Source organism: Vibrio superstes (assembly GCF_003569005.1).
GTDB classification, from domain to species: domain Bacteria; phylum Pseudomonadota; class Gammaproteobacteria; order Enterobacterales; family Vibrionaceae; genus Vibrio; species Vibrio superstes.
In genome coordinates this window covers 1,183,890-1,206,131 of sequence record NZ_BCUR01000001.1, presented here as the reverse complement: position 1 = coordinate 1,206,131, position 22,242 = coordinate 1,183,890, and the positions used below count along the sequence as shown (strand labels likewise).

The 22,242-nt window shown below is 45.1% G+C and carries 19 protein-coding genes; 9 read left to right on the top strand and 10 right to left on the bottom strand.

Annotation, left to right across the window (positions count from 1 at the left end; genetic code table 11):
* Positions 1-8: 8 nt before the first annotated feature.
* From D5I41_RS05210 to D5I41_RS05190, 5 genes are all read left to right on the top strand, one after another.
* Complete coding sequence (locus D5I41_RS05210; RefSeq protein ID WP_119008838.1) at positions 9-716, top strand: DUF2057 family protein; 708 nt, start codon at positions 9-11, stop codon at positions 714-716.
* 211 nt (positions 717-927) lie between these two features.
* Positions 928-2,520, top strand: coding sequence for a glycerol-3-phosphate dehydrogenase (glpD, locus tag D5I41_RS05205; protein ID WP_119008837.1), 1,593 nt, complete (start codon positions 928-930; stop codon positions 2,518-2,520).
* A gap of 162 nt (positions 2,521-2,682) precedes the next feature.
* On the top strand, positions 2,683-3,678 hold the full coding sequence (locus D5I41_RS05200) for an HlyD family secretion protein (protein ID WP_119008836.1): 996 nt from the start codon (positions 2,683-2,685) through the stop codon (positions 3,676-3,678).
* Between the two features lie 32 nt (positions 3,679-3,710).
* Positions 3,711-5,207, top strand: a complete 1,497-nt coding sequence (locus tag D5I41_RS05195; RefSeq protein WP_119008835.1) for a DHA2 family efflux MFS transporter permease subunit — start codon at positions 3,711-3,713, stop codon at positions 5,205-5,207.
* A gap of 521 nt (positions 5,208-5,728) precedes the next feature.
* Positions 5,729-6,556 (top strand): SDR family oxidoreductase, encoded by an 828-nt coding sequence (locus D5I41_RS05190; RefSeq protein ID WP_119008834.1) that lies wholly within the window; start codon positions 5,729-5,731, stop codon positions 6,554-6,556.
* Between the two features lie 23 nt (positions 6,557-6,579).
* Here the strand turns inward: D5I41_RS05190 and D5I41_RS05185 are convergent, their stop codons facing one another.
* Genes D5I41_RS05185 through D5I41_RS05165 form a run of 5 tightly spaced genes read right to left on the bottom strand, consistent with a single transcriptional unit; the run spans position 6,580 to position 12,092 of the window.
* Complete coding sequence (locus D5I41_RS05185; protein WP_119008833.1) at positions 6,580-7,539, bottom strand: hypothetical protein; 960 nt, start codon at positions 7,537-7,539, stop codon at positions 6,580-6,582.
* Entirely contained in the window at positions 7,539-10,061 is a 2,523-nt protein-coding gene (locus D5I41_RS05180; RefSeq protein ID WP_119008832.1) for a LuxQ periplasmic sensor domain-containing protein, read from the bottom strand. Before D5I41_RS05180 ends, D5I41_RS05185 begins: the two co-directional genes overlap by 1 nt.
* Before the next feature lie 2 nt (positions 10,062-10,063).
* On the bottom strand, positions 10,064-11,155 hold the full coding sequence (locus D5I41_RS05175; RefSeq protein WP_119008831.1) for a substrate-binding domain-containing protein: 1,092 nt from the start codon (positions 11,153-11,155) through the stop codon (positions 10,064-10,066).
* Positions 11,152-11,427 (bottom strand): GIY-YIG nuclease family protein, encoded by a 276-nt coding sequence (locus D5I41_RS05170; RefSeq protein ID WP_119008830.1) that lies wholly within the window; start codon positions 11,425-11,427, stop codon positions 11,152-11,154. Before D5I41_RS05170 ends, D5I41_RS05175 begins: the two co-directional genes overlap by 4 nt.
* A gap of 11 nt (positions 11,428-11,438) precedes the next feature.
* The gene (locus D5I41_RS05165; RefSeq protein ID WP_119008829.1) at positions 11,439-12,092 is read right to left on the bottom strand and encodes a YceH family protein; all 654 of its coding nucleotides are present in this window, start codon (positions 12,090-12,092) and stop codon (positions 11,439-11,441) included.
* A 208-nt stretch (positions 12,093-12,300) separates the two neighbouring features.
* Here D5I41_RS05165 and D5I41_RS05160 point away from each other — a divergent pair, with 208 nt between their 5' ends.
* The 3 genes from D5I41_RS05160 (at position 12,301) to D5I41_RS05150 (ending at position 15,888) form a co-directional block, all read left to right on the top strand.
* The gene (locus D5I41_RS05160) at positions 12,301-12,615 is read left to right on the top strand and encodes a DUF496 family protein (protein WP_017029875.1); all 315 of its coding nucleotides are present in this window, start codon (positions 12,301-12,303) and stop codon (positions 12,613-12,615) included.
* 163 nt (positions 12,616-12,778) lie between these two features.
* Positions 12,779-14,548, top strand: a complete 1,770-nt coding sequence (locus D5I41_RS05155) for a sensor histidine kinase (protein WP_119008828.1) — start codon at positions 12,779-12,781, stop codon at positions 14,546-14,548.
* Between the two features lie 2 nt (positions 14,549-14,550).
* Complete coding sequence (locus D5I41_RS05150; RefSeq protein WP_119008827.1) at positions 14,551-15,888, top strand: sigma-54-dependent transcriptional regulator; 1,338 nt, start codon at positions 14,551-14,553, stop codon at positions 15,886-15,888.
* Here the strand turns inward: D5I41_RS05150 and D5I41_RS05145 are convergent.
* From D5I41_RS05145 to D5I41_RS05125, 5 genes are all read right to left on the bottom strand, one after another.
* Entirely contained in the window at positions 15,885-17,246 is a 1,362-nt protein-coding gene (locus tag D5I41_RS05145; protein ID WP_119008826.1) for a TRAP transporter large permease, read from the bottom strand. The two genes, D5I41_RS05150 and D5I41_RS05145, sit on opposite strands and share 4 nt — an antisense overlap.
* Before the next feature lie 3 nt (positions 17,247-17,249).
* Positions 17,250-17,903, bottom strand: a complete 654-nt coding sequence (locus D5I41_RS05140) for a TRAP transporter small permease (RefSeq protein ID WP_065598527.1) — start codon at positions 17,901-17,903, stop codon at positions 17,250-17,252.
* 132 nt (positions 17,904-18,035) lie between these two features.
* Positions 18,036-19,031 (bottom strand): TRAP transporter substrate-binding protein, encoded by a 996-nt coding sequence (locus D5I41_RS05135; protein WP_119008825.1) that lies wholly within the window; start codon positions 19,029-19,031, stop codon positions 18,036-18,038.
* 261 nt (positions 19,032-19,292) lie between these two features.
* Positions 19,293-19,817, bottom strand: coding sequence for a hypothetical protein (locus tag D5I41_RS05130; RefSeq protein WP_119008824.1), 525 nt, complete (start codon positions 19,815-19,817; stop codon positions 19,293-19,295).
* Positions 19,818-19,953: 136 nt separating this feature from the next.
* Positions 19,954-20,895 carry a LysR family transcriptional regulator gene (locus D5I41_RS05125; protein ID WP_119008823.1) on the bottom strand — a complete coding sequence of 314 codons (942 nt, stop codon included), beginning with the start codon at positions 20,893-20,895 and terminating at the stop codon, positions 19,954-19,956.
* A gap of 143 nt (positions 20,896-21,038) precedes the next feature.
* Between D5I41_RS05125 and D5I41_RS05120 the strand changes: the two genes are divergently transcribed.
* Positions 21,039-22,235 (top strand): MFS transporter, encoded by a 1,197-nt coding sequence (locus D5I41_RS05120; protein WP_119008822.1) that lies wholly within the window; start codon positions 21,039-21,041, stop codon positions 22,233-22,235.
* Positions 22,236-22,242: the final 7 nt, after the last annotated feature.

Sequence of the window (22,242 nt, the reverse complement as noted above, 5' to 3'; positions counted from 1 at the left end):
GAAGCTCTATGTACAAGAAAATTTTGCTAACCGGACTAGCACTATCACTGACTGCACCTGCATTTGCAGAGGTCACTATCAGTCTTCCTGAGGATGTTGACCTACTACTTGTCAACGGCACAGAACCTGAGATTGACGGTGGGTTCTTCTCATCAAGCTCTACAGCAATTCTGCCTGACGGCGAAAACCAGATCGTATTTCGCTACGTACCTAGCTTTAAACAAGGCCAAGAGTTCGAGAAAATGAACTCTGACGTTATCGTGGCGAAGTTTACCGCTGAGAACGAGAATCTAGAGTTTGAATTTCCTAAGTACCGCAACATCCGTGAAGCACAGAGATTCAATAACAACCCTGATTGGAAATTGGTGAACGAGTCCAACCAAACCATAGAGATGACCCAAGACAAGTTGGTGTATGAGGGCATGCAAATTGGCCGCGATTACGAAACAGAAATGATTAAGTTCAATGCCGCGGGTGGCGCTACTGCAATCGCAACCACCAACAGTGCTGCATATGCCGCAGTAACAGCAGCACAAGCCTCTGGACAGAAAGTAACTGTAGTGCCTGTTGCTGAAACACCAACAGCGAATGCAACGCCAACGCAACTCCCAGAGACCACAACAGCAACGACCGAAGAAGAGATGCTGATGTTCTGGTACGGCAAGGCCGACGATGCAACCAAAGCGCGCTTTAAAGCCTACGTTAACAGCCAGTAATACCGACTCCCGCAGTCAAGAATTGGAGTCTTGCACCTCAAAATAGAGACTCCTCTCTCAATTCTGGGTGATTTTCAAACAAAACTATGAAAATCGCCCTAGCCTCTCCATTTCCTTAATCGCAATGTCTTAAGCTATACGTATAAACCCAAACTAGCATTGGACACTTTTCGAGTTAAAAGTGTAAACGTTCTCATAGGGTAGTTAGCTAATGAACCAAGCAAGATCAGAGCGATTACAGCACGATCACCACGAATCACAGATTCTCGATATTATTGTAGTTGGCGGTGGTATCAACGGTGTTGGTATTGCAGCCGATGCAGTCTCTAGAGGACTGTCTACCGCCCTATTTGAAGCCAAAGACTTCGCCAGTGCCACCTCATCGGCCAGTTCTAAACTGATTCATGGCGGTTTACGGTATCTAGAACACTACGAGTTTCGCTTGGTCTCAGAGGCATTAGCAGAGCGTGAAGTGATCCTTAAAAAGGCGCCTCATATAGCAAGGCCGATGAGATTTCGCCTGCCTCACCGCCCTTTCCTTCGTCCTGCTTGGATGATTCGCACTGGGATGTACTTGTACGATTATCTCAGCACACGCAACTCATTGCCCGCGTCTTGTAAGGTTTCCCTAAGCGATGACGGCATCATGTATGACGAATTTAAGGTTGGCTTTGAGTACTCTGATTGCTGGGTGGATGATGCAAGATTGGTGGTACTCAATGCAATGCAAGCCAAAGAGAACGGCGCTGAAGTGCGAAACTACTGCGAGGTGGTTTCTGCTACCCAGCAAGATAAGATATGGACCGTTGAGCTTATCGATCACCGAACCGGCGAGCGCCTGACCCGTCGCTCTCACTGTGTCGTCAATGCCACCGGACCTTGGGTAAAACAGTTCATTACCGATACCGTGCAAACCAAATCACCTATGGGCATTCGCCTTATCAAGGGTTCGCATATCATAGTTCCAAAAATCTACTCTCAGGAATTCGCTTATATATTACAGAACCAGGATGGGCGCATTGTTTTCGTCATCCCCTATTTAGATAAATACTCTTTGATAGGCACTACCGATGTCGAATACAAAGGCGATCCTCGTAAGGTCACTATTTCTGATGATGAAATAGACTATCTCTTAGACGTGGTAAACCAACACTTTAAGCACACCACAGTCAAAGACGACATCATATCCAGCTTTAGTGGCGTACGACCTCTTTGCGATGATGAGTCTGACTCACCTCAGGCAATCACCAGAGATTACACCCTCACCCTCCAGCACTCCCTAGAAACTGCGCCGTTATTATCGGTATTTGGTGGCAAGCTGACCACCTATAGAAAGTTGGCGAATGCCGCGCTAGGTAAGCTAGAACGCTTTTTTCCTGAAATGCATCCCTGCACAACCGATGGCACCCTTTTACCGGGTGCAGAACAGTTTGATAAACAAGATCTACTTGCACAATTAATTGAATTGGCCCCTTTTGTAAACCAAGACATCATCGAGCGTTGGGTCAGTATTTATGGTACTCGTGCACTGATCATTGCTCATTCACTGCGCGAAGAACAAGACCTAGGTAAGCGCTTTTCAGAGCAATTGTATGCTGTTGAGGTGGACTATTTGTTTGAGTATGAGTTCGCACATTCTGCGCAAGATATCCTCTATCGACGCACCAAATTATACTTGGAAATGTCACAGGTAGAAGTAGATGCTCTAGAGTGTTATTTGCTCAATAAGGCACAAAGTAGCCAGCAATCCATTGATATCAATAGCAATGGGGAAACAACAGTTTCAACACAATTAAATCTCTAGCACCGATTCACCAAAGCAAATACCACATTGAGCTATGCAATAGCTGAACACACAGAAACTGAAAGTAAGTGTGCACTTTTTCGCATACAAAACCCTCAAATTAGAGCATATAGTCTAGTCCATCAAATCATTCGATTTTTAATGTCATATTTTGGATGGACTATGAAGAAATACATTAGAGGATACATTGCCGCTGTCATACTGCTAGCGGTCTGTGGTGGAATGGCATACTACTGGCATTACAGTAATCTTCACCCCTCTACCGACAATGCCTATGTGCACGGCAAAACCGTCTCTATCGCACCATTAGTCCAAGGACGAATCACCCAAGTCTCTGTTGATGATTTCCAGTTTGTGAATATGGGCGATCACCTGATCTCTGTCGATTCTCAGCCGTATCAAATCGCCGTAAAAGAAGCGCAAGCGGCTTACCAAGCCGCGCTACAGCAAAACAAGTCTCAAGAGTCTGGTGTCAACGCCGCAATCGCTCAACTCAATGAGGCCAAAGCCAATCTGCTCAACGCTCAAAAGACTTACAAACGTACTCAAGTTTTAGTGGATAAGAAGCTTGTCCCTATCCAGCAAGCTGATACTGACCGAACTGACCTTGCCGACGCACAAGCTCGTTTGCATGCAGCACAAGCATCATTGCAACAAGCCATTGATGCGCAAGGTGGCAAGGGTGATAAATCAGCTGCCGTTCAGCAAGCGGCTGCACGACTAGCAAAAGCAGAACTTGATCTTAGCTATACCGAAATTAGCGCTCCCTTTGATGGCTATGTGGGGGACGTAAAAATCCACCTAGGCACCTTCGTAGCAACAGGCCAGCCACTGTTCCCAGTAGTGAAGCAGTATGGACAATGGGTGCAAGCCAACTTCAAAGAATCGCAAATGCCGCGCCTTTCAGAAGGTCAGCCCGTCAGTATTAAAGTCGATATGTATCCTGATGCTGTATGGCATGGAAAACTTGCGAAGATCTCTCCTGCCAGCGGTACTAGCTTTTCACTGCTTCCACCAGAAAACGCCACCGGCAACTGGGTGAAAATAGGCCAACGCTTTCCTGTGAAAATTGTGATCACTGATGATCTCGCAAGCAAGCCTATCTTAAGAATTGGCTCAAGCACTCAAGTCACCGTGGATACAACAAGCGGAGAATAGTGGTGGAGACAATAACCCCCTTCAAGCGATGGATGATTGTGATTGCAGTAATGACCTCTGCAATCATGGTGCTACTCGACATGACTATCGCCAATGTGGCTCTGCCGCAGATGCAAGGTGCGCTTGGTGCAACCTCTGACACGATTACCTGGGTGTTAACTGCCTATACAATGGCAGAAGCTATATTTATTCCCCTTACTAGCTTCTTCTCTAGCAACCTAGGAGAGCGTCGCCTGCTTTTGGTCGCGGTCTCTGGCTTTATGGTCTCTTCCATTCTTTGTGGGCAGGCTCAATCTATTGAAGCAATGGTGCTCTTTCGTATCATACAAGGGATGTTTGGCGCCGTTGTTATTCCTCTTTCCCAATCTCTATTGATATCCGTATTTCCACCTGAAGAGCGTGGCAAGGCCATGTCTATTTTTAGTATTGGCATTTTACTTGGCCCCATCTTAGGACCCACTTTAGGCGGCTTAATTACTCAAAACATGGATTGGCGTTGGGTGTTCTACGTCAACGTGCCTGTCGGTCTATTCTGCCTCACAATGATTTCTGTGTTTGTGAAAACCTCAAACAAAAGCAAAACCACCATTGATTGGCCGACCATGATTTCTATGGCCATAGGGATTGGCATGCTACAAATGGTACTGGATCAGGGTAACCAATTAGATTGGTTTGAATCTCGCCTGATTCAAGTCAGTCTCATCGCTGCCATTGTCGGACTTACTTTTTTTGTTCATCGTAGCTTCAAAACACGCAGCCCTGTTGCACCTATCTGGATGATCGGCAACCGAAATCTTGCCTTTGGTTCAATCATGATGGCCATTTTCGCCAGCGCCTTGTTTGGGCTTACAGCACAATTACCTATGATGCTTGAGGGTGCATTAAACTACCCTGTTGATACCACCGGGCTACTAATGGCGCCAAGGGGTATTGCGGCTGCCATTACGCTTATTGCTACCGCTAAGTTTCTGAATAATGATCGCCTAAGAGGGATGGTCGCTATCGGCGCCTTGCTGTGTGGTGTAGCGGGTATCATCATGTCGCAGTATTCAGAAAATATAGACTTCTATTGGTTGATTTTGCCTAGCGTCATTCAAGGGTGTGGTATGGGCTTAGTCTTCTCAAGTCTATCTTCTATCGCTTATACAACCCTGAAACCGGAGCAAGGCGTTGCAGGTGCCAGTATCTTCAACCTATTTAGAACCATAGGCAGTTCCTTTGGTATCTCTATCGCGACCACTTACCAATTTAGAAGCGCTCAAGAGCAATGGAACTCTCTGAGTCAATCTATCAACCCCTACAATCCCAACCTTCAGCATTGGCTCAGTGACACAGGCTCATCACTAAGCGATCCAACAACCCAAGTCATACTCCAAGAGCAGCTTCACAAACAATCAGAGATTGTTGCGTTTGTGCATACCTTCTCTTTCATTACTCTGATGTTTGTATTGATTATTCCGTTCTTGTTCTTGCTTAAGATCCCTAAACACAACCCTAACAAGAAGACACAAGCGCCTGCAGGGCACTAGAAAGTTTTGACTCTTAAACTAGGGTCTGTTGACCTTTTGCGATTAAATTTTGCTCGACCAGAAGCCATTTAATCAAGGCGAGGGAATTGCCGCCTAGTCATCTAAGCAAAAGTCGCTCAACGAAGAGTAAATGACTTCTGGACGAGCCTTTCTTGCCGAGCCCTTCGGGTAGCGCTTTGTTGGGCATTCCTACCGCGTTAGTCACTTTTTATGTGGAACCACCACACCTAAAAGCGACTGCCTTGTATTAATACCCAACAAAGCGCTACAAAAACAACCTCAAAAGGTCAACAGACCCTAATTAATGAAGAGATTAAGATTCGGCTAAAGCGAGTAACCGCATAAGTTGCCCTTCTGTCAGTCACCCTACCTTGAACAACTGGTAAGCTTTTATAAGATCATCTCCCAAGCGATTAGTGATAATCTTATGGTCTCGCAATGAGCAAGTAGATTCGTTGAATTACTAGGGTCTGTTACTCTCGACGAATTGAGTTGTTATCAATCTCTTGTTTAGGATACACATGAAGGAATCAATCTTAATTACTGGCTGCAGCAGCGGCATTGGCTATCACTGTGCCAAGCAATTACATCACTTGGGATACACAGTGATTGCCAGTTGCCGAAGCAGTGAAGATGTAAGTAGACTCAAAAGCGAAGGGCTTAATTGCGTTCAGCTTGATGTCACTAGCGCCAAGTCAGTACACTCTGGCTTAACCAATGCGCTGGAGATAACAGGCGGAAGACTCGATGTACTGTTTAATAACGCGGCTTACGGACAATGCGGCGCCTTAGAAGACCTGCCTACCGAAGCACTTCGAGCACAGCTAGAGACTAACCTCATTGGCTGGCATGAACTCACCAAAGCAGCGATTCCGATCATGCTGAAACAAGGTGGTGGCAAGATCATTCAAAACAGTTCGGTGTTGGGATTAGTGGCAATGAAATATCGTGGCGCCTATAACACCAGTAAGTTTGCCCTTGAGGGGTATACCGATACCTTGCGATTAGAACTGATGGACACGCCAATCTCAGTGAGTCTGATTGAGCCTGGGCCGATAGTGAGTAAGTTTCGAGAAAATGCCCTCAAGGCATTTGAGCAAACAATAGATACTGACAACTCGCGACACAGTAAAAACTATCAAAATACGATTGAGCGTTTAGGCAAAGAAACCTCTACCAATCGATTTACCTTGCCTGCCGAAGCGGTTCTTATGCCAGTCAAAAAGATACTCACCAGCCAGAAACCAAAAGCGCGTTACTATGTCACGCAGCCCACTTACTTGTTTGGTTTTCTTCGTCGCATCTTACCAACAAGCTTGCTTGATCGCTTGTTAGTGAAGAGCGACTAATTAGCATAGTGTCTGGAACAACCTCAGCTATTCTGATGCCACAGAGAATGGTTGGGGTCGTGTTGTTCACCCCAACTATCATCTTGTCGTGCCTCTAGATAGAGTTGTAAGCCATGATAGAGAGCAAAGGCAGCGACGCCACCTAAATGCTCATGTTCATCAAAGAACGCATCTTCACACTGCTGCAATTCAAGAAGATCACGAATACCTCGCCTCATAGCCCAAGCTATGGCCTCTGGCTGCACCTGCTCACTGCCGAGAGTAACAGCAGAAATACTCTCAATGTTTACATCCTTTAATCCAGATTGATGCTCAGATTGCTTGAGCATTTCCGCTCGGTCAAACTCTTGCTCGGTAATCTCTGCAAGCACTTCATCAGCCATTCGTTTGCTGATAGAAGGGTGCAGTCGAGCCACTCTCAATGCATAAGCGAAGCGATCTTGCCCCAGCAATGAGACCAATCCATCGATAAGGTATTTATTCAAAGACTCCGCTTTTTGATAAAACTCTACTGCGGCATCAAAGTTAATAAAACGTGTTCCATCAAAGTCATAGCTGTAGTTGTCATCAATAATATCCAGTGGCACTCCATTAATGGCAAGAGGCCAGCCCGAGAAGTCCACTCGTCCTTTCGCGATCTCGTACATCATCCAAGCGCTATCGGTAAAGCCCTTGAAAGAGGTCCCCTCTAACGTGGTTTCTTCCAGTTCTTGCTTAGTCCAGTTCACGCCAATACCAAGGTGCTTTGCGTACCGCTTCATCAGTGCATTGTTCACCTGAAGCTGCAGATCCCAAATAGAATCAGTGATGCAAGATGTCGCAATAAATTTACACTCACGACACGCAGGAAGTTGTAGAGGTACGTGTGCAAGATAGGGTGAAGCCACCTTAGGAAACTGAACTATGTCATTGCCTGGCTCGGCGCAAAACCAACAGGTGTGACGATAGTTAAAGGGAATATCAATAGGTTCGTAGTTTAACATTAAGCGTTTTCCATAACCTTGCGCAGGGTCTGTACAAGGCTCTCTTCTAGAATAGGTTTTACTAATACGGCATTTGCCCCAGCAGACAAGAATGCGTCGGCTGTTGACTGGTAGCCATCTGCGGTACAGGCGATAATTGGAGTTGATAAGCCTAGCTCGTTACGAAGCTTTTCAGTCGCCTCGACACCATCCATGTTGGGCATTTGGTTATCCATTAGAATGAGGTCATACTGATTGTCTTGGGCTTTTTTGATAGCCTGAACGCCATCTGTTACCCAATCAAATACTAAGCCATGCTTTTTGCCCAAGGCTTGAATAACAAAGGCATTGGTGTTGTTATCTTCAACCAACAGCACCTTCACCTCCCCCTCAAAGACAAAAGATTGCTCCTCTTGTATCTCGGGCAAGGCTTGCTTTCGCTCTATGGTAAGAATCGGCATTGTAATAGAGAAACGACTACCATTACCTAACTGGCTTTCAACCTTGATTTTACCCTCAAGGTAATTAACTAGGCTTTTAACAATACTCAAGCCTAAACCACTGCCACCGTACTCACGACTAATATGGGCATCCGCTTGGGTAAATGATGAGAAGATGCTATCAAGATTATCTTTAGCAATACCAATGCCCGTATCCGTCACTGAGAAATAAAGCTCCGCTCTATCCGCCAGGCGATTGCGTAATTCAACGTCCACAGCCACTGCGCCCTTGGAGGTGAATTTGATTGCATTGGTCAATAGATTGAGGAAGATCTGCGTCAATCTCATTTGATCACTTCGCACCGTTACATCGTCATCAAAGTTCTTATTTACGACAAACTTCAAACCCTTCTGTAAACAACTCGGCTCAGCAAAAGACTCTATGGTTTCTAGGGCTCGATTGAGGGAAAACTCAGAATACTCAATCACCACTCCCCCTTTGTCTATCCGAGAGAAGTCTAGAATATCGTTGAGCAAGTTCAGCAGATGCTCACTGCTTTCATGCAGCACATACGTTTGTTGTTTCTGTTCATCAGAGATCGCACCTTGTTTGAGAAGCTGTGCCATCCCTAAGATTCCGTTTAGAGGCGTTCTTATCTCATGACTCACCTTGGCCAAAAATTCAGCGCGAGCTACAGCGGTTTGTTCAGCTTCTTGCCTAGCACGTTCACTTTGGCGCTCAGCTTCAATAAACTGAGTAATATTTTTGCCTTGGACGACCAGTGTTGGAGAAGCACCATCGACCAAAATTGGAGCGATACTCCAACGATAAATCTGCTCTTCTACGAGCGTATCAACCTCTGCGTTTTGCTGGGTTTCTAGCACACGATCAAAATAGGTATCGAGCTCTTTCTTGAGAGCTACCGCTCCCCTGTCATTAGCAAATGCCTCAATAGCGGCAGGGTTTAGCTCTAGAACCTGCTTGTCACTATTAAGCAGCGCCGTAGGCAATAATGAAAACTCAAACAGGTTCTTAAACGAGGTTTCTTTCTGTTTTTCACGTCGAATACTAGCCTGAAGGGTATGCCCTAAACGGTCAAATTCAATAATGTTCGAGCCTTTAAAAGAGATGGTTTTCTTGGCGCTATCAAAGCTGTCTGCTAAATACATCACCCCTTTGATTTCTCTTTCTACTCTGCGTTGCACAATTTGAGTAATGATGACTGCCGAAGCTGTTATAGCGAACAACGCCAGCATTAAGGAGGCAGCAAAGCTGATCTCAACCCTATCTAGCTTGCTCGTGTTTTGGACAAATACCGCCTTCACAGGTGTTAGTACACCCCCAACAATTAAATCAACTTGACTGATCATTTCAGAGTCATATTGAGTCTGTTCTTCAAGCCTTAACGGTGAACCTTGCTCTAGAAGCTTAATCATCTTTGGAGATGAAGCTGCAATCACCTCTCCATTTTCTACCAACATGAGGTCATTAATATTGCCGTCTAGAATCACATTGCGAATGAGCCTAAGGTTATTATCAAGCACTAAAACCACAAAATAATAACCGACTAATTCTCCGCTCTCGGCGTTGATCAGCGGAGAGCGGCGAATCATAGTGTGTTTATTGCCAAGACTTGTAGACGGGACCAAGAAATACCAACTATTGCTAAAATCCACCTCATTTCCCAAGGCCATTAACTGTGCATGACTAAAGCCATAAAATGCCGCATTCCCATCCTCCCAAGCCAATTCTCCATATCGGTACATGAAACGAAAATCAGCGGCACCATCAGGATCAAACTCTTCCAGTTCTAGCATGTAATTATCAACCGCACGATATTGCTCTGAATCAAACAGCTCGATTAGAGTGCGGGACTTCGAGGCTATATCCTGAGTCACTTGGATCGTTTGCAAGCGATTTTCCATGAGCTGCTTCACGACACGAGCCGTCTGATTGAAATTTCGCTCTAGCTCAGTCTCAAAGGTCTTAGTACTAAGTTGATAGTTGTAAAAGAAAAAACCTAAGATCACCGCAAACCAAGATACCCATGCGACGCGGATAATCTGTGTGGTCAGTGATATCTTTCTATCGACTACTTTCATGCTTACCTATTGGAATATCGGAATGCTTTGAGTTTCAAGGCTTCTGCTAGACTGGATTCATCATTTTTGGTGAACACTTGATATTCTCCTGAATATACCAAAGGCACAGGGTCATTTTGCAGATCGAGTTTGATGGCTTCTGCCATTGCGAGCCCCGTATCATCATTCATTCTGACTACGGTAAAATCCAACAATCCGCTCTGCACTGCTTCAATCTCTGAGCCACCACCCCAACCATTGACTGCGATGTCTTCTCTACCTAGTTCAGACAGCGCATCTGTAACACCAAACGCTATATCTGTTGAGCTTGCATAGATAAAATCGAGATCGCTCTCCTGCTCAATCATCGACATAGTCGCCTGATACGCAGTCTCCCGGTTAGCTTTAGTAAAGTACGCTCGTTTTAACGCATATTCTCCATCATCTTTTAAGTACTTAACAAAGGTGTCTCCTCGAGCTTCACTGATATAGCCTGGTGAAAAATAAACCAAGCCGTAATCCGCAGAATCGGGAAACATTTTCTTGTATTCGTTAGCTAATAACTGGGTCCCTCTAATGTGGTCAAACCCAACGTACATTAAAGGTTGTTTTTCTCCCCACCGCTTAATAGGAGTCGTAATATTGAGAAGAATCAATTTGGTGTTAGGATTGCTCATCACACTCTCAGCAAACTTCTTGTGTCTGCTTGTATCAAGAGTGAAGATCAAATAGTCAGAGTTGTTTTTTAGTACCTGTTGCAGGCTTTCACTTTCTTGACGGTAGTCCAGATTAGGGCGTGAAGAATATTTATTCAGCTCGTATTCAATACCAAGCTCCTGCAATCTAAGTTCTAGGGTCTTAATATTGCGCCACCAATAGTCGGATAGCTGTGAACCGGGATAGACGATATCGATTTTAACTGGACGCTGCTGTTGTGTCGCTAAAGGAACAGGCGCTTGATATATACGCTTCTCCATTTCTTCCGTTAATTTTTTTTGTTCAGGATACGTGTCCAAATACATGTCATACTCCCAGTACTCGCGAAGTATCATGTTCTCGGCAAAACATTGAAAAGCAGAAAATGACAACAGCGTCCCTATCAGCAAAAGCTTCATAACGTAAGCCCCTCAAGAGCGATAGACTCACCGGCAACTAAACGTTCTTTGCGCTGTTTACTCAATTGCTTGATTTTGTATTCCAACTTCAATGCCTGCGACTTATTCTCAACATTTGTAGACCACTCAAGTGTCAAGGGTCCCTTACCTTTAAGTGCCTTCGCGCCAGTTCCATTTGCATGTTGCGAGAAACGGCGCTCAAGATCATTCGTCACCCCGCAATACAGCGCGTTGTGACGATTTCGAATCAAGTAGACGAACCACTCACTCATGGCTTTATTGTTCAGAGTACTGACTCAATCAAGGCTCTAAGCTCAGCCACTTCTGATTTCAATGACGCCACCTCTTGCTCTAATGCCTCTAGTTTTTCTGCTGTAGGTGTTTTCACCGAGGACACTGGCGCAGCGGTTGCTAACGCTTCGATATCCACTTCACCACAAAATAGATGCTGATAACGAGATTCACGCTTACCTGGTTCTCGTGGCAACTTAACCACAATCGGGGTATCAAGATTTGCCAGTTTATCTAGAGTCGCTTCTACTTCTTTTACATCCGCAAACTGAGCCAAACGGTTAGTACGAGTGCGGATTTCACCTGGGGTCTGCGCACCGCGCAGTAACATCACGCACACAATGGCCTTCTCTTGTGCAGAAAACTGTAAGTCTCCGAATTCTGTATTGCAGAACCGATGACGATATTTCGCTGTGCGGCTGTTAAAGCTACTTTCATCATTCACGAGGCGACGGTCAGTTAAGGCATTAATGCCATCTAATACCTCTGCATCGCTAAGCTCCATCACGGGATCACGGTTGCTCTTTTGATTACAAGCTGTGGTTAAACTGTTTAGGCTCAAGGGATAGTAGTCTGGAGTAGTGACTTCTTTTTCGATAAGGCAGCCAATAATACGAGCTTCTAGAGGGGATAATTGCAATAACATTCTTAGGATCCATCTTCATGTTTCATTTAGTAAGATTGTATGCAAGTATTGACTAGGTTGCGATAGCAAGCATATGAATTAATGTTTGTTTTGCTCTCAATGCAGAAAAAGCAGGCAGCAGTCTTCAGAGCTTGATCTACACACTGTATGTTTGCCAAAGCTTATGGTTTAATTTCCTAAGTTTAATATTGGTTCTAAAGGATAGAAAATGAACAACGTATATGAAATTGTTAATTTAGCTCGTCGCAAAAATAAGCTTAAGCGCGAAATCCTCGACAACGAAAAGAAAATTCGTGATAACCGCAAGCGTGCTGACCTGCTAGACAACCTGATGGATTACATCAAGCCAGATATGACTCACGATGAGATCATTATGATCGTGAAAAACATGAAAGCAGACTACGAAGACCGTGTAGATGACCACATCATCACAAGTGCTGAAATCTCGAAGACTCGTCGTGAAATCAGCCGTAAGATTCGTGAACTGACAGAAGAAGACAAGCAAGTACACGGTAAAAAATAACCTCTCTTGCTAGATAGAATGACAAGCGCGAGCCCTTAATTAAGGCTCGCGCTTTTTATTTCGATACACACCTCTCAATAACTCCCTCCCTTTATCGCAGTTACATTAAATTAACATATACTTTCAACAAGCTAACCTGTTGGAATCTCACTGATTTACTGCAATGTATCGTCAATTTTTGCTGATATTGATTTTGTTTGTCTGCACCCTAGTATTGGGTGGGCAATGGGTGTGGAACGAAACCAAAGACGAATTAATTAGCCAGCAAGAAACACATATTGAAAAGCTCTCGCAATACATCACCAGCGAGCTGGATAAATTCAGTCATATCCCCGAATTAATCTCAAAAGACAAAGAACTGATCAACGCACTGCTGACACCTAATAACAGTGCTCAAATAGAGATCACCAATCGTTATCTGGACCATGTAAACGAAGTCGTTTCAGCAGCCGACACCTACCTTTTAGATTCCTATGGAACAACCATTGCGGCCAGTAATTGGTTTTTAGAACGCTCCTTTATCGGTAAAAATTTCGCTTTTCGCCCTTACTTTAAGGATGCCATACAAGGTAGAGAGAGTGAGTACTTTGCTCTTGGTTTAACCTCTGGGCTAAGGGGGTATTATTACGGGTTTCCTGTTGTCTATGCGGCGGAAATTATCGGCGTAGTGGTAGTGAAAATGGAGCTATCCGCTATTGAGTCTACATGGCAGCAAAGCCAAGGTGCGTTTATTGCCACCGACGATAACAACATCATATTCATGTCTAGTGAGCCCTCTTGGCTCTTCAAAAGCCTGACCAATCTGCCTGAAGATACCCTTACACAAATCAGGCAGAGTCGGCAGTACTTAAACGCTGATATCGAGCCCTTAAATGCCACAGGCGATCTTACGGTTTCACCTAGCCTGCTTAACCTAAAAGACAATAATACCAATGGAGAGTTTCTTACTCTCGTTGAGCGCTTTCCAAGAGCCAAATTAAACCTCCGAAGCTTAGTCTCCACCAAGCATCTGTATTGGTCGATGATCAATTTCGCTGTTATCGTCGCACTAATATTTGGTGTCTTGTCCCTACTGCTATTGCTGGCGCGACATAGACATTTGAAGCATCAACAAATAGACCGAATTCAAGCAGAAGCAAAACAAAAGCTTGAGTTTCAAGTGCTAGAGCGTACCGCAGAATTGCAAGTAGAGGTTCGCCAACGTACAGAGGCAGAGCAACAGCTAATAAAAACCCAAGGTGAACTCATCCAGGCTGCAAAACTGGCACTATTGGGCGAGTTGTCCACCAGCATTAGTCACGAACTCAACAACCCTCTCGCCGCTATTCGAAGCTATGCCGATAACGGCGCTCGTTACCTAATCAAAGGAAACAGTGAACAAGCTTCCGAGAATTTTTCAAAGATCACCCAGCTCACGGAGCGAATGGCAAACATCAGCCAGCAACTGCGCTCCTTTGCTAAAAAATCGGATAACACCGACCTCACCTACATAGCATTGGATCCTGTGTTGTTCTCTACCAAAGCACTACTCAACCCACAGCTCAAATCTCTTAATATCAACCTTATTGAGGCCGCCCCCTCTTCCTACTCAGTGTTGGCGAACCCAATTCAACTGGAGCAAGTACTGGTCAATCTTCTTACCAATGCGATGCAAGAGATTAAGGGTCTCGAAAAACCTAAACTGACTATCTCTCTTGAAAACAGCTCTGATGGTTGGCTATTCATACATATTGATGACAATGGCGCCGGTGTCGAAGAGCAAAAGATCGCGCGCCTATTCGAACCTTTCTTTACCACAAAGGACAATGGATTGGGTCTGGGACTCTCCATCTCACGGCAGATCATCGATAGCTTTTATGGTCACTTGCAGTATGCCAGAAGCCCTCTTGGCGGCGCTCGATTCACTATTTCACTACTCACGGCTAAGGACTAATTATGTGCCACGCTTTCATTATCGACGACGAGCCAGAGATCCGCTCGGCATTAAAGCAGAGCTTCGAGCTAGAGGGCATTGAAGCCCAGTTTTATGAAAATGCAGAGTTGGCCTTGCAAGCCCTGGAGACCACCCTACCTCACGTTATCATCTCGGATATTCGTCTACCTGGTCTATCGGGTTTAGACCTGCTGGATGGTCTCAATAAGCAACATCCTGAGCTTCCCATTATTCTTATTACCGGCCATGGGGATATATCTATGGCGGTAGAGGCGATGCATAAGGGTGCCTATGATTTCATAGAAAAGCCCTTTGCCACTGATAGATTGCTTGATACCACCAAGCGAGCCATTGAAAAGCGCCAGCTCACCATAGAAAACCAGCGTCTTCGAAACTCATTGAAGGCCAGCCAAACACTCGGGCCGCGCATCATTGGTGATACCTCTGCAATACTGCACCTGAAAGAGACCATTACTCATATTGCCGATACCTCAGCGGACATCCTTATCTTTGGCGAGACAGGAACGGGAAAAGAGTTAGTAGCTCGCTCTTTGCATGAGCAAAGCGGTCGCCGAGACAATAATTTTGTCGCGGTTAACTGCGGCGCTATCCCAGAAAACCTGATTGAGAGTGAGCTTTACGGCCATGAAAAAGGCGCCTTTACGGGGGCGGAATCTCGTCGTATTGGCAAGCTTGAACACGCACAACACGGTACACTATTCCTTGATGAAATAGAGTCGATGCCAATGCAGGCGCAGATAAGATTGCTGCGTGTCCTGCAAGAGCGCGCCATTGAGCGCGTCGGTTCAAACTCTCTTATCCCAATTGATATTCGCGTTATAGCCGCAACAAAAGTGGACCTCAAACAGGCAGCCCAGCAAGGCAGTTTCCGCGAAGATTTATACTACCGTCTCAATGTTGTCACCCTAGAACTTCCCCCTTTAAGGGAGCGCAAAGAAGACATTGCGACCCTATTCCATCACTTCCTACTGGTTGCCGCCTCTCGCTATGGTAAAACCTCGCAAGCATTGAGCTCTCAAGATTTAAGCTTGCTGCTCAATCATGATTGGCCGGGTAATGTGCGAGAACTGAGAAATATGGCAGAGCGCTTTGTGCTATTAGGTCGGCTTACACTTGAGAATTCAAGTACCAACGAAAAATCAGAACTGAGCTTGGCAGAACAAGTTGCGGAGTTTGAAAAGTATACCTTGGAGCAAACACTGACTGACAATCACGGCAGTATTAAGCAGACAATGGAAACGCTGCAACTTGCGCGTAAAACCCTTTACGACAAGATGCAGCGTTATCAACTCGATAAAGACAACTATAAAGCCGACTAGCGAGTCACTATCTCCGGCCCCATTAACAGGGTCGGAAGCCAAGTGGATACCCAAGGTACGTAAGTCACAATGATGAGGAATAAGAACATCACGCCAACCCAAGGTAGTGCGGCTTTCACGACGCCTAACATTGACATCTTAGCCACCCCGGCGGTGACAAATAAGTTAAGTCCCACCGGCGGCGTAATCATACCTATCTCCATATTCACCACCATCATGATTCCCAAGTGGATAGGGTCAATGCCTAAAGCAATAGCTATCGGGAACACTAGAGGTGCAACGATAATCAATAGCCCTGATGGCTCCATGAACTGACCGCCAATCAACAGCAAGATGTTTACGACAATCAAGAATGTAATGGGGCCGAGACCTGCTGATAGCATGGACTCTGTAATTAACTGAGGAATACGTTCTTCTGTCAATACGTGCTTTAGTATCAATGCGTTAGCAATGATAAACAGCAACATAATAGTCAGCTTACCCGCCTCGAACAATGTGTCTTTAGTATCCTTGTGAACAAAAGTCTGTACCACCTTTAGCAGTAACGGTTTCTTGTTCGACTTGTCCGCAAACGGGCCCATATCTTTGTAGACAAAATTGGCAATCAAAAACGCATACACAGCGGCGACCGCAGCAGCCTCCGTTGGCGTAAACACCCCGCCATAAATACCACCAAGAATAATCACAATCAGCAGTAAGCCCCAGCTGGCATCTCTAGCTGCTGCACCAATCTCTCTCCAACCAGCAAAAGGTTGCGCAGGTAGGTTTTTAATTCTTGCTGCAATGTAGATAGCAATCATCAGCATCACACCGGCTAGAAGACCCGGGATCACACCGCCTAGGAACATGCGTCCAACGGAGACATCAGTTGCTGCGGCATACACCACCATTACAATCGAAGGCGGAATAAGAATACCGAGCGTACCCGCGTTACAAATTACCCCTGCAGCAAACTCCTTGGTGTAGCCATTCTTCACCATGCCCACAATAACCAGGCTACCAATAGCCACAACAGTCGCCGGAGATGAGCCCGACAGTGCCGCGAACATCATACACGCCACAACCGACGCCATGGCCAATCCGCCTCTAAACCAGCCGACTAAAGCAATCGCAAAGCGAATGATACGACGAGCTACCCCACCTGTAGACATAAAGCTGGATGCCAAGATAAAGAAGGGAATCGCCAATAGCGTATAATGCCCTTCAAAGGCGTTAAACAAGGTTTGTGCCACCGACGCTAATGAGGCATCAGAGTGAATCATCAAAAATAGAATACTGGCTAATCCAAGCGATACAGCGATTGGCACGCCAATCAGCATGAACAGGATAACCATGACAAACAATCCCAAAACAGCCATCGTCTAATCTCCCTTTTCAGCGATATTAGCGCTGTCATGTTTTAGTTGTTCTAGTTCTTCTTCGGCCTCATGGCCTGCAATTAAGCGATCCGCTTTTCCGGTAAAGATTCGCACTGCGGCTTGAACAAACCTAAAGGTCAACAAGCCCATCCCTATTGGCAGAGCCATATAAGGGATCAGTCGTGGAAGCTTTTCATAGCGCTCCCCCTCATTGAGCCAGTCAGACATAAACTGGAAGATCTCAGGCATAGGGATATCGTCGGTTTCATACCACGCTCTGTCTGTTGCAAATGGATACCAGTAGTTCCAAGAGCCGACTAGCAGTAGCAGAGCAAAAGCCAAGCAACAAACAACGGACAGCATAGCGCAGGCCTGTCTCGCTCTATCCGGTAGGATGTTGATGAACGCATCCACCCCAATATGAAAATGTTTCTTTACGCCATAAGACGCGCCGACCAATACCAGCCAAGCAAACAAGAAAACGGTCAGCTCCAATGCCCACAAAATGTTGTCATTGAACACATAGCGCATGACCACGTTGGCAAAGGTCAACAATGTCATTGTGCCAAGAAAAAAGGCGACTAAGGTTTCTTCAATTTGGTCAGTCACCCGACCAATTCGATCCCAAGTAGATTCGGTTTGATGATTATCGTTCATCGTGTAGTACTCACATCCGTTGTACGAGAGGGAATCACACCTAAAGAGAATGCATTAGTTCGATCTAGATTTCTTATAAAAGCAGAACGCCATTTAGGGTGAAACTAAGGCTTCCGAAGAAGCCCTATCCAGTTATTGATTTGAAGCGAGCGCGGCATCGATTAATTCAGCCCCGATGTCTTTCTCAAACTTCTTCCATACTGGTTGAAGAGCATCTACCCACGCTTGACGTTGCTCTGGAGTCAACGTTCTCACTGTGCCACCTGCGGCGATCACGTTCTCTTTGTTGGCCTGGTTAACCTTGAACGACTCTGAGTTACGAGTCTGAGTAACTTCCATCAAAATAGTGTTTAACTGAGTACGCACATCGTCTGGTAGTTCAGTCCAAAAGTCATTTGAAGTCACCACAAGGTAATCTAGGATGCCGTGATTAGTTTCTGTCACACCATCTTGAACCTCGAAGAATTTCTTACCGTAGATGTTCGACCAGGTATTCTCTTGACCGTCGATAACCTTGGTCTGTAGACCGCCGTATACCTCTTTAAACGACATTTTTTGAGGGTTAGCACCGAGTTGCTCAAACTGCGCCACGAGTACATCCGAGGCTTGAACACGGAACTTGAGTCCCTTTGCATCCTCAGGCATCAATAATGGTTTATTGGCCGACATCTGTTTCATACCGTTATGCCAAAACTCCAAGCCCACTAGACCGCGACGCTTCATTGCATTTTTCAGCTTGTCTCCTGCCTCTGAGTTTTGGAATTTATCAACGGCAGCGACGTCTTCAAACAAGAAAGGAAGATCGAAAATACGATACTTTTTAGTGAATTTTTCAAACTTAGAGAGTGATGGTGCAGCAAGCTGAACATCACCGTTTAGAAGCGCCTCAAGTACCTTGTCATCATCATAAAGTGTTGAGTTAGGGAAGACTTGCATACATGCCTTACCATTCATTTCAGTGTTCACCCTTTCCTCAAGCAATGATGCGGCAATGCCCTTAGGGTGCTTATCTGTGTTGGTTACATGACTGAACTTAATAACGATCTCGCCATCATCGCAGTTAGCGCTGGCATTGAAGCTCAGTAAAGCTAGAGCAGAAACAGAAAGTAGAGTGAGGGGTTTAAACATGGTTTATCTCCTTGATGGTCAATCTGCCCCTTCTATGGGTGCAGTTTGCCGACTAGAGAGCAAACACCGTGCCAGAAATGTCATATTTCTGTTAAGGTTAATAATTTCAATACCTTACCCAATCCCTCAGTTTATCGGTACTTATGAATAAGAGTAAAATGGGTGGAAAATGACACACTAAAGAACAGAAAAAGTTTACATAACCACCCATCGGAGCACTTAGGGGAAATAGCGCAACATCAAATCAGATTTAACCTAGCATTAGCCGTTAAAATTTGTGTTTAAAACCACACCAAGGTGAACGGTTGAGAACGTAGAATAGGACAAAAAAGTGTTCTTGCGGTCGATATAATTTAGGGTGAGTCCGCCTCTAACCCCAAGATAGTTATTGATCTTCAATACCACCGAACCAGAGGTAGAAACGCCCGAGCCAGAACGGCTTTCTTTGCTCCAGATGAGGCTACGCTCACCCTGATAATCAATGCCGCCCAACTCAAACTGAAAAGCAATCCTAGGCTCTTTGCTCAAGGGGTGTTGGATCCCGACTCTATAGGTTTTCCACTCTTCATCGTCAATAAGGTATTGATAATCAATTTTCTCAAAGCTGGCGTAAAGCGTGTTGCTACCAAACACTTCTGTAATGCCAAGCTGACCACCAACGCCACTGATACCCGCACCGACCAAAGGCCCAGCCGTAATATGAGGAGAAAAGTGCACTTCTTTAGCGGATGTGTAAAAGGAAGAGACAAGAAAGGAAATGGAAACAAAACGGATAAAATGCTTCATAGCGCGAATACTCTATGTCAGCGAAACATCCTTGTGACGCATAATGGAATTGAGCTTTTCGCTCAAAATATGCGGGTTATGATAGAGGAGCGTAGCACTCCACTCTAAGTAGCAATAGTAATAGCCGTAATAAGTATTAGTTATCGAAATTGAGTGATATTTGTTCTTCCACTACCTGTTGAATAACTTGATATAGCCACTCAACAATGGGGCTCCTGCGGTGTCGTAGGTGATGGTAACAATATAAAGGATAGTCACGATCTTGATCAGGAACTTGAACGTTTGGGTAGGCAATATCGTTATATCTATGTCTTGGAAAAAGGCTTGTTATTGGCATAAACATATCGGTTTGGCTAATTACATCAACCAATGCGGCGCTCTCTTCAGCACGAAATCCTACGGTTAGTTTCATCCCATAACGTCCCATGACTTCCGCAGCAACAACTTTTTTATCATTCCAACCGGGGATGATTTGTGAGGCTATTGGATAGTCTGCTAGCTGTTGGAAAACTTTTTGTTCCTTAAGTAAGGGATGTCCCTTTCTAACAGCAACACCGGCTGTCAACATAGCGATTTGATGGCGGTGAATATTCTTAGGATAAGCAATATCCCCATAATGAATCCCTATTAAAGTATCGCCGTTAGATAGTTCTTCTATCGTCTGACCAGACCAAGATACTATCGATAGTTCTGCATTCGGTGCTAACTCTTTAAATTTAAGAATTAAAGAACCCGATATCGCCATCATGGCAGGTGGCGAAAGAGCGACTCTTACTGACTGCGTTACTTCTTGTGGTGAAAAAGAATCAAGATACGACAAACCGCTAAACAGAACTTCTAGGTTTGGAGCCACAACATCATATAGCCGCTCAGCGTAACCTGAAGCAGCTAGTCCACCCGTCACCTTCACGAACAAAGGGTCATCAAAGTGGTGACGGAGTTTCTTTAGAGACTGACTTACCGCAGGCTGGGTAACATGCAGCCTTTCTGCCGCACGACGAGTGTTCTTCTCTTGAAACAGCACCACAAACACACGCAATAAATTAAGATCTAGATTAGCCGCTAAGTCTTTTGCCATAGTCCCACCTAATAAGCATCACTTATCAATAATAACACAGTTATTGCTATTTTCTCTTGTCCCAAAAACAGACGAAATAAGCATTGACTTAAAGTTAACTTTAACTATTAAGCTTGTGGCAAATGGACTTGCAAGGAACAACAATGAACAAAAAATTCTTACCACACCTAAGCGGGTTATTTTGGGATGGAATATCGTCAGGCTTAGTCATGATGGCTCTGCCCTGGTTTCTACTGCAACAAGGCGACATGGGGCTTTTCGTTGCTCTGACTACTCTAGCCTGCACACTGTCATCGTTTTTCTTAACCCCAATATTTGCCACCTTCATTGATCGCTATTCTCGTAAAGCCATCTTAATGCTGGTGCAAGGTATCCAGGTAACGACAGCATTGATATTGCTTTTATTTTCCCAAGAGCCGGCTATCTCCGTCTGGGTTTTGGCCTTTGCCCAGCTGGTATTCTGGTTAACCAACGATCTTGCCTGGTGCACCAACAACGCCTTTACCCAAGAGAATTACCAACAGCATGAGTATGCCTCCTACTCCAGTTACCAAGAGATTGTATTCCAAGCCACTTCACTAGGTGCGGGTTCATTAGGTATTGTCTTCCTAGAGCTCTGGGGAATGGCTCAATTTGCGACCTTTGCCGCAGTCGCATCCACACTGTCACTGCTTAGCTTTTCTCTTACCACTTATCATCGTCGCCCTAGACAAGAATCCTCGCCTTCGTTTTCATCACAACTGATTGAAAGTAAGAAGGTATTTTCTAAGCAACCAAGATTCTATGCCTTCTTGGCACTCTCTTGTCTTGGATACCCAGCGCTCACCTATCTCTCTAAACTGATCCCAATACACTTTAGCGAGCAAGTCATTTCAGCCTCTTGGTTTGCAAGTTGGAGCCTAAGTTATGGCCTTGGGGCATTGATGTGTGGCTTCTTCGTCAAGGTATTGCTTAGCAAATTTGCCACGGAGAAGGCGATGATGGCGTGTCTATTCAGCGTTGGATTGCTCGTATTAGCTATGGCACTGTCACCTTCACCTCAGATGATAGTGGGATTGACCTTGTTAGTTGGCTTCTTCTCTAGCTACAATCGCATCGCGCGAACTTATAAGATGAACTTAGAAGTAGATAACAACTATCGTGGTCGAATTGATGGCGGTCTCAAGCTTTTCTCTACCTTTTCACAGAGTATTAGCTACGTCATGATCGCAATACTCAGCTACTACGATGCGATTAGCCTGGGCTTCATGATATTGTCTATGGTATTGATTATCGCCAGCCTTGCCATGCATAGAATTTATCTAAGGCATGGGCATCTGCAGCTATCAAACGCCTGCTAAACAATGA